The organism is Agrobacterium tumefaciens, assembly GCA_025559845.1.
Lineage (GTDB): Bacteria > Pseudomonadota > Alphaproteobacteria > Rhizobiales > Rhizobiaceae > Agrobacterium.
This window is the reverse complement of the sequence record CP048470.1, coordinates 211,987-227,295: the sequence shown is the minus strand read 5'-3', so window position 1 is coordinate 227,295 and position 15,309 is coordinate 211,987. Positions and strand designations below refer to the sequence as shown.

At 56.2% G+C, this 15,309-nt stretch carries 16 protein-coding genes; 10 read left to right on the top strand and 6 right to left on the bottom strand.

Translation table 11 applies throughout. The features are described from left to right. Nucleotides 1-5 precede the first annotated feature (5 nt). Nucleotides 6-1,379 carry an alpha-glucosidase/alpha-galactosidase gene (locus tag FY156_17615; protein UXS03381.1) on the top strand — a complete coding sequence of 458 codons (1,374 nt, stop codon included), beginning with the start codon at nt 6-8 and terminating at the stop codon, nt 1,377-1,379. 132 nt (nt 1,380-1,511) lie between these two features. On the opposite strand, the gene FY156_17610 is transcribed toward FY156_17615, so the two are convergent. Together FY156_17610 and FY156_17605 are read right to left on the bottom strand one after the other, a co-directional pair. Beyond that, entirely contained in the window at nt 1,512-2,405 is an 894-nt protein-coding gene (locus tag FY156_17610; protein UXS03380.1) for a GGDEF domain-containing protein, read from the bottom strand. Between the two features lie 190 nt (nt 2,406-2,595). Beyond that, nucleotides 2,596-3,828, bottom strand: a complete 1,233-nt coding sequence (locus tag FY156_17605) for an MFS transporter (protein ID UXS03379.1) — start codon at nt 3,826-3,828, stop codon at nt 2,596-2,598. 106 nt (nt 3,829-3,934) lie between these two features. Between FY156_17605 and FY156_17600 the strand changes: the two genes are divergently transcribed. From FY156_17600 to FY156_17565, 8 genes are all read left to right on the top strand, one after another. Next, complete coding sequence (locus FY156_17600; protein ID UXS03378.1) at nt 3,935-4,405, top strand: helix-turn-helix transcriptional regulator; 471 nt, start codon at nt 3,935-3,937, stop codon at nt 4,403-4,405. 119 nt (nt 4,406-4,524) lie between these two features. Next, nucleotides 4,525-5,538 (top strand): substrate-binding domain-containing protein, encoded by a 1,014-nt coding sequence (locus tag FY156_17595; protein ID UXS03377.1) that lies wholly within the window; start codon nt 4,525-4,527, stop codon nt 5,536-5,538. 217 nt (nt 5,539-5,755) lie between these two features. Continuing rightward, nucleotides 5,756-6,907, top strand: a complete 1,152-nt coding sequence (locus FY156_17590) for an extracellular solute-binding protein (GenBank protein ID UXS03376.1) — start codon at nt 5,756-5,758, stop codon at nt 6,905-6,907. Then, complete coding sequence (locus FY156_17585) at nt 6,904-7,788, top strand: ABC transporter permease subunit (GenBank protein ID UXS03375.1); 885 nt, start codon at nt 6,904-6,906, stop codon at nt 7,786-7,788. Before FY156_17590 ends, FY156_17585 begins: the two co-directional genes overlap by 4 nt. 1 nt (nt 7,789) lies before the next feature. Next, nucleotides 7,790-8,614 (top strand): ABC transporter permease subunit, encoded by an 825-nt coding sequence (locus FY156_17580; protein ID UXS03374.1) that lies wholly within the window; start codon nt 7,790-7,792, stop codon nt 8,612-8,614. 8 nt (nt 8,615-8,622) lie between these two features. After that, nucleotides 8,623-9,663, top strand: a complete 1,041-nt coding sequence (locus FY156_17575) for an ABC transporter ATP-binding protein (GenBank protein UXS03373.1) — start codon at nt 8,623-8,625, stop codon at nt 9,661-9,663. Next, complete coding sequence (locus FY156_17570) at nt 9,660-10,496, top strand: glycerophosphodiester phosphodiesterase (GenBank protein UXS03372.1); 837 nt, start codon at nt 9,660-9,662, stop codon at nt 10,494-10,496. The genes FY156_17575 and FY156_17570 overlap by 4 nt, the downstream gene beginning before the upstream one ends. Continuing rightward, nucleotides 10,493-11,305, top strand: a complete 813-nt coding sequence (locus FY156_17565) for an inositol monophosphatase (GenBank protein ID UXS03371.1) — start codon at nt 10,493-10,495, stop codon at nt 11,303-11,305. The genes FY156_17570 and FY156_17565 overlap by 4 nt, the downstream gene beginning before the upstream one ends. 60 nt (nt 11,306-11,365) lie before the next feature. Here FY156_17565 and FY156_17560 read toward each other — a convergent pair whose 3' ends face one another. Both FY156_17560 and FY156_17555 read right to left on the bottom strand, forming a co-directional pair. Beyond that, on the bottom strand, nt 11,366-12,562 hold the full coding sequence (locus FY156_17560; protein UXS03370.1) for an MFS transporter: 1,197 nt from the start codon (nt 12,560-12,562) through the stop codon (nt 11,366-11,368). After that, nucleotides 12,559-12,924 carry an antibiotic biosynthesis monooxygenase gene (locus tag FY156_17555; protein UXS03369.1) on the bottom strand — a complete coding sequence of 122 codons (366 nt, stop codon included), beginning with the start codon at nt 12,922-12,924 and terminating at the stop codon, nt 12,559-12,561. The genes FY156_17560 and FY156_17555 overlap by 4 nt, the downstream gene beginning before the upstream one ends. Before the next feature lie 124 nt (nt 12,925-13,048). On the opposite strand from FY156_17555, the gene FY156_17550 reads away from it, so the two are divergent. Further along, complete coding sequence (locus FY156_17550; protein UXS03368.1) at nt 13,049-13,936, top strand: LysR family transcriptional regulator; 888 nt, start codon at nt 13,049-13,051, stop codon at nt 13,934-13,936. A 44-nt stretch (nt 13,937-13,980) separates the two neighbouring features. Here FY156_17550 and FY156_17545 read toward each other — a convergent pair whose 3' ends face one another. Together FY156_17545 and FY156_17540 are read right to left on the bottom strand one after the other, a co-directional pair. Continuing rightward, complete coding sequence (locus tag FY156_17545) at nt 13,981-14,691, bottom strand: anti-sigma factor (protein ID UXS03367.1); 711 nt, start codon at nt 14,689-14,691, stop codon at nt 13,981-13,983. Next, on the bottom strand, nt 14,688-15,230 hold the full coding sequence (locus FY156_17540; GenBank protein ID UXS03366.1) for a sigma-70 family RNA polymerase sigma factor: 543 nt from the start codon (nt 15,228-15,230) through the stop codon (nt 14,688-14,690). The genes FY156_17545 and FY156_17540 overlap by 4 nt, the downstream gene beginning before the upstream one ends. Nucleotides 15,231-15,309 lie beyond the last annotated feature (79 nt).

Below are 15,309 nucleotides of genomic sequence, written 5' to 3'. Positions count from 1 at the left end.
AAAAAATGGCAAGAAATCCCAGGATCACATTTATCGGCGCAGGCTCGACCGTCTTCATGAAAAACATCGTCGGCGATGTGCTGCAGCGGCCGGCGCTTTCGGGTGCCACCATCGCCCTGATGGACATCAATAAGGAGCGTCTCGAGGAAAGTGCAATCGTCGTCAATAAGCTCATCCAGACGCTCGGCGTGAAGGCAAAGGCCGAGACCTATACGGACCAGAAAAAGGCACTAGCCGGTGCGGATTTCGTCGTGGTCGCGTTCCAAATCGGTGGCTATGAGCCTTGCACTGTGACCGACTTCGAGGTGCCGCGCAAATATGGTCTGCGCCAGACAATCGCCGACACGCTGGGTGTTGGGGGCATCATGCGTGGCCTGCGCACGGTGCCGCATCTTTGGAAGATCTGCGAGGATATGCTGGCCGTCTGCCCCGAAGCCATCATGCTGCAATATGTTAATCCGATGGCTATCAACACCTGGGCGATTGCGGAAAAATATCCCACAATACGACAAGTCGGCTTGTGCCACTCGGTTCAGGGTACCGCAATGGAATTGGCCCATGACCTAGACATCCCGTACGAGGAAATCCGCTACCGCTCGGCCGGCATCAACCACATGGCGTTTTTCCTTGAGTTCGAGCATCGTCAGGCTGATGGCAGCTACAAAAATCTTTATCCTGACCTCGTGCGTGGCTATCGCGAAGGGCGTGCGCCGAAGCCAGGCTGGAACCCGCGCTGCCCAAACAAAGTGCGTTACGAAATGCTCACAAGGCTCGGTTATTTCGTGACCGAAAGCTCGGAGCATTTTGCCGAATACACGCCCTATTTCATCAAGGAGGGACGTGAGGACTTGATCGAGAAGTTTGGCATCCCGCTCGATGAATATCCAAAGCGTTGCATCGAGCAGATCGAGCGCTGGAAAGGGCAGGCAGAAGCCTACCGCTCGGCCGAGAAGATCGAGGTGAAGCAGTCGAAGGAGTATGCGTCATCGATCATCAATTCGGTCTGGACGGGCGAGCCTTCGGTGATTTACGGAAATCAACGCAACAACGGCTGCATCACTTCCCTGCCGGCCGATTGCGCTGCAGAAGTTCCTTGCCTTGTTGACCACAACGGTATCCAGCCGACCTTCATCGGCGATCTCCCCCCGCAACTCACGGCCCTGATGCGGACCAATATCAATGTTCAGGAGCTTACTGTACGGGCACTGATGACGCAGAACCGTGAGCACATCTTCCATGCGGCTATGATGGACCCACATACGGCTGCGGAACTTGATCTCGATCAGATCTGGTCGATGGTTGACGATCTACTGCTTGCACATCGGGACTGGCTGCCGGATTGGACGCAGCTTGAAGTGAAGCGCGCACGCGCGGTCTGACGGCACCTGAGAACAAGAACCAGCGTCGATCTGTCGGCGCTGGTCCATTTTGGTCTTGGAAGCTACCGTCTCCGTACCGGCGGGAACTGTCGTCATCTGCTGTGGACGATCAAGACTTCCTACGGATTGGCTTTAGAGAACCGACACCCGGTTTCGCCCGGCGCGTTTTGCCAGATACATCCCCTCATCTGCACGTCTCAGGATGTCACTTGAGAAACGGTCCGGTGAACCGAACTCGCTGATGCCGCCGCTGATTGTTGATTCATAACGGAGGGTTTGTCTGAGGGTGATTGGAACGTGTTTTCTGAGATGCTCTGCAATCTCAACCGCGTCGTCTCGGCGGGTTTCGGGCATCACGACAACAAATTCGTCGCCACCGAATCGAGCAACCACATCACTTTGACGCAGGTTCTCCCGGCATAGACGGGCTATTTCGACCAATGCGGCATCACCAGCATGATGGCCCATCTCATCATTCAGTCGCTTGAAATTGTCGAGATCGAAAATCAGCACGGACGTCTGGGCTTGCTCTCGGACAAAAACATCCAGTCGTTCGTCGAGTGTTTCGATCAGTTTACGGCGGTTATAAAGTCCTGTCAGCGCATCCGTTTCACTGAGTTGGCGCAGCTTCCTCTGGACTTCATTTTTGTCCGTGATGTTGCTTGCAACCCAGACGACAGCATCTTCGCCATCAACCTGGAAGCTGAGCGACTGAACACGCCCCTCAAAAAAGATCGAGTGACTTGGACCATCGCCGGCACCCTTTACGTCGCTTCCACTCAACTCATATTCAACGATATGGAGCGCGCGCGTTTGCAGCGCTTTTTCGATCTCGGCCGCAAACCAGCGCGCCTTTTCCTCTTTGAGCACGTCAAACATGCTCAGCCCGACGAGGCCGCTGCCGTCGTGATAATGCCGTATGTCTTTTCCGCCGAAGACGGCAGCGTAACGGCCGCTGCGCGTAAGGATGAAAGCAGGGTCTGGCAAGGATGACAGAATTGACGTCAACTGTTGCTGCGTAAACAAAGAATCACTACCTGCGTTACCTGACGATCCGGCCCTGATCCAAGAAACCCAATGCATGCCAAAGCACATGTGGCAGGTTGGGCCTCGAGATCAGCCGTCTGATTCTTCCACTTTAGCACAGCTGCATTTCATTTTTCTAAATGTCGAGTTCTGTTGCAAGCGTCGCCCAGCGTCTTGAAGTAACCTCCTTTCATTTGGTGCATTTTCGTAGGTTGTTTGTTGTGAACCGCATCAAATGGGCCAGCCATAGGACTACCGCTGATGCACTAAATGTTGCTCCAAGAATGCAAACGCCCACCCATCCAGCCAAGGAATATGCAGATGTTGCGCCGATGGCACCTGTCGCGCTGCCAATGGAGTAGAAAACCATATAACCGCCGATCAGCCGGCTGCTCATATCAGGGTACTCAGTGGCAATGACGCTGAGGTTCGTGACGTGGATGGCTTGGATCGCGAGATCCAGAACAAGGACACCAGCTAACAACAAGGCCAGAGAAACGGGAAGAAAGGCAATCAGTCCCCACGATGCCAGTAATAGGGCCAGCGAGATCCCAGTGACCCATGTTCCAAAGCCACGGTCTGAGAGCCTTCCTGCATAGGTTGCGGCAAAAGCGCCAGCGACACCGACCAAGCCGAATAGCCCGATCTTGCTGTGGGAGTAGGACAATGGCGGTGCGCTCAAGGGAAGCACAAGTGCAGTCCAGAATGTGCTGAAGGAAGCGAAGATCGCGAAAGCCAGCAATCCACGTAACAAAAGGCCGGGCTCGCTCCAGAACATGCGCGGAACCGAAATAAGTGCATCGACATACGGTCCGGGTTTTCGCCTTGCTGGCTGCTGCGGCAGGCTCGACGTCAGGGCAATAACCATCAACACCGTCAGCAGGGCAGATGTCAGATATACGGCGCGCCAACCGCCGAGATCGGCGACCACTCCGGCTACGAAACGCGCTGCAAGGATGCCTGTGACGATGCCGCCTGTGACTGTGCCGACGACCTTGCCGCGTTGAGCCGTCGCAGCCAAGGACGCGGCGTAGGCCACAAGGATCTGTACGAGAACGGCAAGCAGGCCGACCGCGATCATGCTGACGAGAAGGACGATAGGTGCTTTTGCTGTAGCGACGGTAGCGAGTGGAATCGCAGCCAGAAGACCCTGAGTGACGATCAGGCGGTGGCGATCGATCAGGTCTCCCAGTGGTACGATGAAGATCAGGCCGAGTGCATAGCCTACCTGAGTGAGTGTCACGATAAGGCCGACCGAGGCCTGGGATATCTCAAGATCCTTGGCCATGAGGTCTAGCAAAGGCTGGGCGTAATAGATATTGGCAACACTCAGGCCTGCTGCAGTCGCAAGCATGATTGTCTGTTTCGTCGAAAGGCCGGTCAGTTCAGTTTCCTGAGAAGCGCGGCTGGAACCGATGTCCATGTCTCAATCCTTGATGTCGTCATTTGCCGTTTCATCAAGACCATCTGGGTTGTGGCAAATCTAGTTCCAAGTTAGAACCGGTTTGGATAAATGGAGACCCGCGCAGATGGTGAAACGCGTCAGCCTTTGGAATGCCGGCTGCCCAGTGGCGAGGGCGCTGGATGTGATTGGCGACTGGTGGTCGCTGCTGATCATCCGCGACGCGTTTGATGGCGCCTGCCGCTTCGGCGAGTTCCAGACAGGATTGGGTATCGGCAAGGGTGTGCTGGCGAGCCGATTGCGGGATCTGGTGAAGCGCGGAATTTTCGTGACAGCACCAGCCTCGGATGGCACCGCATACCGCGAGTATGTTCTTACAGCCAAAGGGCAGGAGTTGTTCCCGGTGATTGTTGCTCTACGTCAGTGGGGAGAGGGGCATCTTTTCGCGGCTAATGAAGAACGCTCGCATCTGGTGGACAGGCAAGAGGGTGAAAAGATTGCGCGTCTGGAGGTGCGCTCTGCCGACGGTCGGTCCCTTGCATGGGATGATACAGAGGTCCGCCACGCCAACGATGCAAAATGCCAGCCTTCCGCTTGAGGCGGACGATGGCCGTATTTGCTAAACAACGGTCCCGTTGTAACGCCGCTTTTCCTCCCTTGACCAAGCCCTCGTCTTCGCCACTATCGTGAACGACTGCTAACCAGGTGATACTTCCCATGCGTGAACAGGAACGTCGTCTTTTTATCAGCGCCCGCATGGTCGCGGAACGGGCTGGCGTTTCTCGCTCCGCAGTTTCCCGGACATTTACCGATGGAGCGAGCGTATCGGAGGAAACGCGCCGTAAGGTTCTCGAAGCAGCACGGGCTCTCGGTTACCACGTCAATCATCTCGCACGAGGTTTGCGCGAACGCAGCAATATCGTCTGCCTGGTGGTCGCGGATATCGCGACGCCGATCCGCGCAAAGCTCATCGATGAACTCACCCGTAAGCTCCAGCCCGCTGGAAAGATTACGATGGTCATCAACACCGAGACGGATACCGATAGCGTGTCGGCGGCCTTGGGAATGACTCTGAACTATCGCGCCGACGCGACCGTGGTTCTCTCCGGTACGCCCTCCGCGTCATTGATCGAGACCTGCCTGGCAAACGGGCAACAGGTCGTCCTGATCAATCGCGACGACCCATTGTCTGGCGGACACAATCTCGGTGTGGACAATGGCTTTGCTGGGCGAGAAGCATTTTTCCTGTTGAAACGAGCAGGGTGCAGACGCCTCGGTGTCGTGACGTCAACGGCCCGCACTGCGAGCCTGCTGGAGCGCGAACATGTCTTTACCGAGGCAGCGGAGGCAGCAGGTATTCCGGTTTCGGTCATAGCAGCCGGACCGACGAGCTACGCCTCCGGTCTGGAGGCGGCGCGCCGCGTCTTTGGTCGGTCTGAAGCGCCAGACGGTGTGTTCTGCGTGACCGATTTGTTGGCGTTGGGGTTCATGGATGGCGCAAGGGATGAATTCGGCCTCGATATTCCCAGCGATCTTTGCGTCGTCGGATTTGATGACATCGCTCAATCCGATTGGCGGGCTTATCGGTTGACGACCTTTTCCCAACCGTTGACAGAAATGGCCGAGCACGTCGTTGCACTGATTGCTCAATCGGCACTTGCGAGCGACGAACGCCGTGTGTTCGAACCCATGCCGGTATGGCGAAATTCGGTAAGACCATCCACACGATAGATCGATCCTGCCTATTTCTGGATCCTGTCCACCGATGTTGCACACGTGATCAATCCGATAGCTGTCATTAAAGCGTTACGTAGCAGCTTTAGAAGCGCTTCAGGCACGAGGGAAGCATGCACACGTGTGTAGCGCCAGCGGCCAGCGCCGACTTTGATCTCCAGCTAATCGGGTCCGCGCTTGAAACGTCAACGCGCCGACTGAATCGGAGACAACAATGAAACGCCGTACTTTTATGATGTCCGCAGCTGCCGCAACTGCGGGCCTCGCTTTTGCGCCACGGATGGGTTTTGCTGCTGAGGGTACGATCGACTGGTACACCAGTTCTGACACCAATATTCTGGATTTCTGGACCAATACGGTGAAGCCTGCCTTCGAGGCCGCCAACCCGGGCATCAAGCTCAATCTGGTGGATGCCGGTGATGGTGCCGGTGTTATTGCAATTGGTGAGCGCGCCATTGCTGCGAAGCAGACCAATGCAGATCCGCAGGCAGATTATTTCGAATCCGCCGATGCCCTTCTTCCGGCTGGCGCAATCAAGGCTGGCGTCTACACCAACCTCAAGCAAGCTGGCCTTAAAAATTACGCGAAGGTCAATCCGCTGGCAATCGAGAGCGAATACAGCCTACCGTATCGCGGTTCGCAGGTTCTGCTTGCCTATGACACGACGAAACTGAAACCCGCGGACGCACCCAAAACCTGGGATCAACTGGTAACCTGGATCAAGGCAAATCCGGGTCAGTTCATCTATAATCGTCCCGACAAGGGCGGCTCGGGCGGTAACTTCGTTCGCCGTGCTATTCACCAGGCCAATGGTCTCGACCCCAAGCACTTCAAGGTCGACAACTACACCCAGGAATTTGGTGATGATGCTCTGGGTAAGGCATGGAAGCTTCTTGCTGATATCGCCCCGTCGCTCTACGACAAGGGAGCCTATTCTTCCGGCAACACGCAATCCCTTCAACTGCTTTCTCAGGGCGTTGTGACCATGATCCCGGTCTGGTCTGACCAGGTGCTGCAAGCGATTGACCAGGGTGTACTGCCAAAGGAAACTGGCCTCGTTCAGTTGCAGGATCTGGCGCTGTGCGGCGGCTTTACCCGCTCTGTCGTGATCGCAAACGGCAAAAACCACGAAGCATCGCTCAAGCTTGCCGACTTCATGTTGTCGGAAGAGATGCAGAGCGCCATCCTCACCGAACTTGGCGGTTTCCCTGGCGTTTCCTGGGATCACGTCTCGGCTGACTTGCGCGAAAAATTCGCCGACATCATTCCGCAAAGCATCCCGACATTCCCGGGCGGCAAGTGGGAAGCTGCCATCAATGACGGCTGGTATCGCAACGTTGCTCCGAGCATTGATCGCAAGTCGTGACACAGGCGCTCGACGAAGCGGACACACCGCTTGAACACACGGCAGCAAGCAGGAGGCCGATTGGTCTCCTGCTCGTCGCCATACCAGTCTTTCTGGTGATCTGGCTTGTTATCTGGCCAGCGATCAATGCCATCAGTCGCACAGTCTGGCGCACAAACGCGGATGGGCGAGTAGGCTTTGACCTTTCAAGCTATGCATTCTTCTTTTCGGACCGCTACAGCCTCGACAATCTCGTCGTAACACTCTGGACCACGCTCGTCTGTGCGCTGCTGTTGCTGGTGATCTGCCTTCCGATTGCGCTTTATCTGCGCTTTTCGCACGGTCGCTTGCCCGCCTACGTTCAGGCGCTCGCCATTTTGCCGATGTTCGTTCCATCGATCATTCTGGCGTTTGCATTCATCCGTGTCCTCGGGCCGAACGGAATGCTCGACATTGTCTTGAATGCCGTAGGACTACCCAAGATCCGAACGCCCTATCTCACACCATGGGGGCCGGTGATCGGTCTTGTCTGGGACAATATTCCACTGACTGTCCTAATCCTGCTTTCCGGTCTGGGTAGCGTCGCAAATCAGTCGATCGAAGCCGCACGCGATGTTGGTGCAAACGCATTGCGCGTCTTTTGGCACATCATCTTGCCGAAAATTTCCAACTCCATTCTCGTCGCTCTTTCCTTTTCGGTGCTGGGGATCTTTTCCTCATTCACGCTGCCCTATCTACTTGGCCCCGCGTCGCCCGAGATGATTGGACCTTTCATGCAACGCACGCTCCGCGATGTTCAGGATCCCATAGGTGCTATGACCCAGGCTGTTGTTGCCTTTGGGTTCTGCATCCTGTTCGGCCTTTTTTATGTACGCTCCGTGGCGCGTAATCGGGGGGAATGAGATGTCGACTTTAGCTCCCACGCGCCGCCATGTTGACTGGTCTGGGTTTCTATTTGCGACCGTTTTGACCCTGGTCATCGTTGGGCCTCTTCTTGTTGTCGGTACCTGGGCCTTCACCGAGGTCTGGCGGTATCCCAACATCGTTCCGCAGCAATTCGGTTTCCGCTTCTGGGGACAAACTCTCGGGCGCCCCGATGTCTGGAATGCGCTGACCCTCAGCCTGCAATTGTCCACAGTCGTAACGCTTCTGTCTGCGTTGATCTGCCTTCCTGCTGCCTACGCCTTTGCACGCATGCAGTTTCCAGGTCGCGACATCCTGTTCTTCTCGTTTCTCGCCGGCCACGCATTCCCGAAATTCGGTCTACTCGTCGCGATTGCAGCCACTTTTCTGCAGCTCAATTTGATTGGAACGTTCTGGGGCGTGGTCCTCATCCAGCTCGTCGGTACGCTGATGTTCATGATCTGGATACCGGTTGCGGCGTTTCAGGCGGTCGATCGGCGTATGGAGGAGGCTGCGCGTGATGTTGGCGCCAGCCCGTTGCGGGTCTTCTGGTCGATTACCCTTCCGCAGGCAGGTCCTACCATTGCTGCCGCTATTCTCCTCAGCTTTGTCGGGACGTTTTATGAAACCGAAGGCGCCTGGCTGATTGGTGCTCCAGCTATCCGCACCATGCCGGTGCTGATGATCAGCTACATCAACAATCAGATGGTCATCCAGTATGGCGCCGTTCTTTCGGTCCTGCTCTGGGTCCCATCATTCGTCGCCCTCATCTTCGCGCGCCGCATCATCGGTGGTGGTGCATTTGCCCGCGGGTTCGGCGGTTAGGAATTATCATGTCTCTACTTCAAATCTCCAAGGTTACGAAAAGCTTCTCTGGCGGCAGCAAGGCAGTGGACAGCTTTTCGCTCGATGTCGCCGATGGTGAACTGGTTTGCCTGCTTGGCCCATCCGGGTCGGGAAAATCCACGCTGTTGCGCATGGTTGGCGGCTTTGAACAGCCGACAGGGGGGCGCATCACCATCGATGGTGAGGACGTTACCCACCTTCCGCCGGAGCGCCGGCCAACCGGCATGGTTTTCCAGAGCCATGCGCTGTGGAGCCATATGAACGTCTTCAAGAACCTCGCCTTTGGTCTCAAACTGAGGCGGATGCCTCATGCCGAAATCAAGGAAAAGGTTGAGGCCGTCCTGGAGCTGGTGGGGCTTGCCGGTTACGGCGAACGCATGACCACCCAGCTTTCTGGCGGTCAACAGCAGCGCGTCGCACTCGCACGCTCTCTTGTCCTCGAGCCAAAGATCCTGTTGCTGGACGAACCTTTTGCCAGTCTTGACCAGCACTTGCGTGAGCGATTGAGAGAAGAGGTTCGTGACATCCAGCAACGTCTCGGAATTACGACCCTTTTTGTGACGCACGGTCAGGATGAGGCGCTGTCCATGGCGGACCGGATCGTCGTTATGGCCAATGGCAAGACCGAGCAGATTGGCCGGCCAGATACCGTCTACCGCGATCCACAGACGCCGTTTGTGGCCGGTTTCATCGGTACGATGAACCTGATCGAGGGTCATGTGGCGGACGGCCACTTCCTGCGTGCAGACCTTGCAGTCAGGGTACCCGTGGGAGACGGCCCGGCCACACTTGCGATCCGCCCTGAAGCGCTTGATATCGAGGTTTCGCAACATGCGAAGGCCAAGGTCCATCGCGTCACCGACTACGGTTCGCATGGTCTCGTCGATATCGATCTTGCCGACGGGACGAGGCTGAAATCCATGGTGGACCATCCCGATCTTTTCCGGGCCGGCCAAGGTGTGGAGCTTCTGCCGCGCGCAGTCGCGGCCTATCGAAACAACCAGCAAATCCATCGGAGCGAAGTGTGAGCGCGCCTCTCCATATCGATCGTAATGGTCATAGAACCTGGATAAAATGGCATCGTGGACGCCGGAAAGCCAGTGACCCCGTGTTCACCGGAAAGCGCATCATCGAGGCAATGCAACTCGGTGCGAGTGTCGAGGTGGATCTTGTTGTGCACGGCGGTGCGGGCTTTGCGGTCCTGCATGACTTGACGTTAGAGCGGGAAACGACGGGCCGAGGAAAGGTGCAAGCTAAATCTGCCGACGATTTGCGTGGCCTCTTCCTGCGTGACAACGATGGTCATCCGATCGATGAAAACGTCATGCTCCTTGAAGACCTGTGCACCTTGCTTTCCAGGCAAGGGGCTCACCCCGATGCTTTGCTGCAACTCGACTTCAAGCAGGACCTTCAGGCGCTCAATCCAGAGGTTATTGCAAATTTCGCAAAGTGTTCTTTCCCAGTAGCGAAGTCTTTGATCCTATCTGGTGGCGACTTTGATGCGATCTCAGTCCTTGCGGAAGCCGCCCCAGGGATCGCGACGGGTTATGATCCCTGTTATGGGGAGAGCCTCCAACGATTGCAGGCTGACGGTGATTACATGCGCTTCATAGAGGAAGCGCTGAACACTGCACCAGATGCTCGAATGATCTATCTCGATTACCGCATCGTCCTTCGGGCCGAGGACGCCGGGGTAGACCTCATCGCGCCCGTTCACGCATCGGGACGTCGCGTCGATGCCTGGACGATCAACCAAGTATCCTCTCAGACAATCCCCCAGATCGAGAGGCTATTGCGGCTGAAGGTCGACCAGATAACAACAGACGACCCGGAAGGGTTAGCCAAGGTCTTCAATCCATGACAATCAACTACAGTACGATCCTCGACCACATGGTTGCCACGGCGCGCGAAGCCGGTGCATTGACCCTTGAGCACTTCAAGCGCTTCCGGGATATTGAAATCGGCATCAAGGGCCCTGGCGATTTTGTCTCGGATGCGGATATGCAGTCTGAGACACTGATCCGCGATCGTTTGCTGAGCCAATATCCCTGGGGACTGACGGGTGAGGAGTTTGCACCTGTCGACGGCTCGAATAACGATCATCGCTGGCTGGTCGATCCTATCGATGGCACAACGAATTTTATCTATGGGCAGCACTATACGATTACGATTTCGCTTCGCCGCGGCAACGAAACGATCTGCGGTCTGGTCTATAATCCGGTGGCGGACGAAATGTTCACGGCAATGAAGGGGGAGGGCGCCTATCTGAACGGGATGCGGCTCAAGGTCAGTGCCAGCGAGGACGTCGCCCTGATGTGCGTTGGTACCGGGTTGCCGACCCCAAATCTCTCGCTGCATGCGGGAGCCTATCAGCGTCTTGACGCAATCCGAGCACCCATCGGTGCGGTGCGCATAGTAGGGAGTGCGGCGAACTCCTGCGCCTACGTAGCCTGCGGCCGGCTGACGGGGTATTATGAGGAAACTGGTTTCATTGATACGGCGGCAGGCATCCTGCTTGTCGAGGAGGCAGGAGGTATTGTCACTGACTGGTGGGGACGTGGGGCCGATGTTTACGAAAAGACCGGCACCCTGATTGTCGCCAATCCTGCCACCCATGCCTATCTTCTGGACAATTTACGCAGCGCGCCGCCGAAAAACCCCGCCTCTTAACTTTCGTTGTTTGATCGAAAATTTCAGGCCGCGTTACCAAACGGTGCGCGGCCTGCAAAGTCACGATCTGAAGGCGTTGTGGCAAACCACGATCACGGCGAGGCATAGAAACAGGAGTGCAAGGGTAACAGGGACATAGGCCTCCACGCCAAGATGGTTGAGAATTCCACCGCCCAGAAGTCCGCCGCCGGCTATGGCGATGTTCCAGACAGTAACCAGCAATGATTGTGCCGCATCCGTCTGCTTTTTTGCGGTCCGCGCCATGGCCGTTTGGAATATCGTCGCTGCCCCTCCAAAGGCGAGCCCCCATAAACCGACTGAAGCGTAGACCCCAGTCCGTTCCGTCGGCCATATTCCCATGACAGCGGAGGCGAGGAGGAAGGTGAGGCAACTCGCGACAGCAAGCTGCCATAGCCAGCGATCAACAAATGCGCCGACAAACCAAATTCCTATGAGTGAAACACACCCGAAGAGGAATAAAACGGCGTCGACCCGGTGCTCAAGACCGGCAGGCTGCAGCAGCGGAACGATGTAAGTATAGAGGATGTTGTGCGCCAGCACGAATGTCAGCGTAACGAACAGGATCGGGCGGACACCCGGTATACGTGCTGTTTGGCCGAGTGACTGCTTATCGTTGGAATGCTGTCCCTGAAAATCGGGGAGCTGGGTAGCGATCCAAAGGGTGAGTAGAACTGCCGTTATGCTCATGAGAAGAAAGCAGGCTCGCCACCCAATGACAGTTCCCAGAAGTGTCGCTGCGGGAACTCCGATCGATAGCGCCAGGGGCGTGCCGGCCATAGCGATAGCGATCGCGCGACCTTTTTGCGCGTCCGGAACCATGCGGGCTGCGTAGCCCGCAAGCAGTGCCCACAACAGTCCAGCTGAAATACCTGCAAGGAAACGGGCAACCATCGTCAGGCTGTAGGAGGTTGAGATAGCCGTGATGAGGTTCGCGAATGCAAAGCCTGCGATGGTCACAGCAAGCAATGGGCGTCGACGCATGTTTTGCGTCGCACGGGTCAGAGGGATCGCTGCGACGAGTGAACCGATCGCGTAGACCGTGACCATCTGACCAACGGATGCCTGAGAGACTGAAAGGTTGCTGGATATCTGAGGTAAAAGTCCAGCGGGAAGTGCCTCGGTCAGGATGGTAATGAACCCCGATAGTGCCAGGGCGATCAACGCAGCCAACGGAAAGGCATCTTTCGTGCTATGCGAATCTTCACGTGTGTCGTGCCGGGAAGCGAGATCAGTCATCTTGCGTCCTCGCCGGCCGTCCGCTTGGGCAGGACGAGGTCATCCACTTTATAAGTGTGAAATTCGCTGGTTGAGACCGTATCCAGTCGCGCAAACTTCTCGACGAAGACCGGGTCTGAAAAGAACTCTCCAACATTGTCGGCACCCTGGATCGCTTCGATATTGACGACCGTCAGCCCGTCGGTGCTTTTTGCGAGGCTACTCCATAAGAACCCTTCCTTGCGTTCAGCAACGTAGTGGACAACGTCTTGAATGATTTCAAACGCTTCATCCTGTTTTTCAGGGTGAACGTGGATGACGTTGACGATGAAAGTCGTCGGTACGGGTTGGATTGCAAAACCGGCTGATGTGGTCGTTACCATCGAAATCTCCACTGAAATTTGCCGCCCTGATTGGCGTGCATGATCTGGATATCTCGATGCAAATGTCGGATAAATGAGCTTGAATTCTTGATATAACGGAAAAAATTTCCGCAATGGAGGGGCCGTGGACAAGCTCGGAACGCTCAGTATCTTCGTGCAGGTTGCAGAGGTCGGAAGCTTCGTTTCGGCCGGGCATCGTCTTGGGATTTCCGGCTCTGCCGTGGGCAAGGCAATAGCAAGGCTCGAAGAAGAACTTGGTGTCCGCCTGTTCAATCGCTCTACCCGCAGCATGGCGCTAACGGAGGAAGGCAGCTTCTTTCTCGATACGTGCCGCCGCATTCAAGCAGAATATGAAGAGGTACAAGCGAGACTGTCGCGGTCGCACGCTACGCCTCGCGGACAACTGCGTGTCAGCCTGCCCCTAGCGGGCATGTTGCTGATGCCAACAATCGCCGATTTCATGAAAACCTACCCTGAGGTCAATCTGGATCTCGACTTCACGGATCGTATTGTTGACGTCATCGAAGAAGGTTTCGATGCCGTAATCCGCACCGGTGACGTCAAAGACACTCGCCTGATGAGCCGCAAGCTCGGGACGTTCAGGCATGTTATCGTCGCTTCGCCTGATTATCTCGCAAAAAACGGCACTCCGCAGCTGCCGGAAGATCTCCTTCAGCATCAATGCCTCCACCACCGTTTCGCCAATTCCGGCAAGCTCGAACCATGGCCGCTGGTTCGTGACGGTCGCGACATCAAACTCGATTTACCCGTCAGCACCGTTGCCAGCACACTTGAGCCGCTGATCTTTCTCGCGCAGCGCTCTTTCGGCATTACCTGTCTTCCCCCCTTCGCGGTAACATCCGAAATTGCTGGGGGAAGCCTGGTGCCGGTGCTCGATGATTATCTGGCAGGGACTGGTCAGTTTCGCGTGTTGTGGCCGACCAGCCGCTATCTGTCACCGAAGGTCAGGGCGTTCGTAGACTTCATGGCAGCCAACCTGTTCGCGGCGTGAATTCTGCCGCAGGAGGTTGCCTCACCATAATTGGATCATCTCCACTATAGATGACGAGCCGTACCCACAGCAATAACCGGACCGGTGGCCTGACCGGTTGGCGAACCGCCGAACGGCTCCACACTCACTGCAAAAGTTGTGCCTTCTGCGATGTCGGAACGCATGTCAGCCGGGATGATCAGGTCACCACTCGCGCCGGGCTGGAACACACCAAGCGAGCGAGTGGAGCCATTCTTCTGAACAAGCCAGAGTTCCAGCGACTTCTCGTCCGGTTTGCCGACCGCAACAGGCACGATGCGCATTCGCCCGCTCTCAGCATCGTAAGAGGCAAGGAGATTAACCTGACTGTCGGTCGTCGCGAGTTCTGCCACGAGCGCTGTCGGTTTGGGTTGAATGACAGGCAATACAGCAAGAGCCAACGCAACCACGGCAAGCGCGCCAGTCCCGAGCGCAGTCCAGCGCCAGAACCGGATCGAGTTCCATAGACCTTGCTTGACGGCCTCTTCTTTCGAGCCAAAGAGGCGTGCCTCGATGCGCGCGAAAATCGCGGCGTCTGGCATCTCTTCCAGATACTCATCGTTGAAAGAAGCGAGTTCCTGCTGCCAGCGCTCAACGAGGTGCGCAAACGCCTTGTCTTCCTTCATCCGCTCTTCGAGCGCGCGACGCGTCGCAAACGGCAGGACCCCAAGAACGTATTCTCCGGCGAGGATTTCGTCGCGCGATCCCATACCGCCGCTGTGTGATCCCTCGCTCATCGCTGCATGCACTCCCTCAGTTTAAGGAGGCTACGTCTCAGCCATGTTCTGACGGTGTTCAACGGGACCCGTAATTCGTCGGCAAGCTCGAGATAACTCAATCCTTCGACATAGGCGCGGCGTACGGCTTGCGCATGTGTGGTGTCCAGCTGCCGCATGCAATCGTCAATCCTTCGCCCTTCATCCGCAAGAACAACCTGTTGCTCGGGCGAGCGAATGCTATCGTCTGCCAGATCGTAGGCCTCATCGATGTCGTCGGCCTCAGGTTTACGCGCCCTTATCGTGTCTATCGCGTGATTGCGCGCAATTGTCGCCAGCCAGGTTGTAGCTGTCCCGGCGCTGACGGCGAAGGTTTTGGCACGCTGCCACACCTTGATATATATCTCCTGGAGAGCCTCTTCAGCATCTGTTTTGTCGCGCAGGATTTTCAAGCAGATTGCAAAGAGCCGAGGACTGGTGGCTCGATAGAGTGACGCGAATGCTGCGCGATCGCCCATCCCGACGCGGTTGATAAGAGTAGCGATCTCATTACCCTGCATTCGCATATACCCTGCTGTTTTTCCTTTATAGAATTCATTCCGGCGCGAAAGCAAGGTTGAGGGTAAAGTAAGCTCCCAT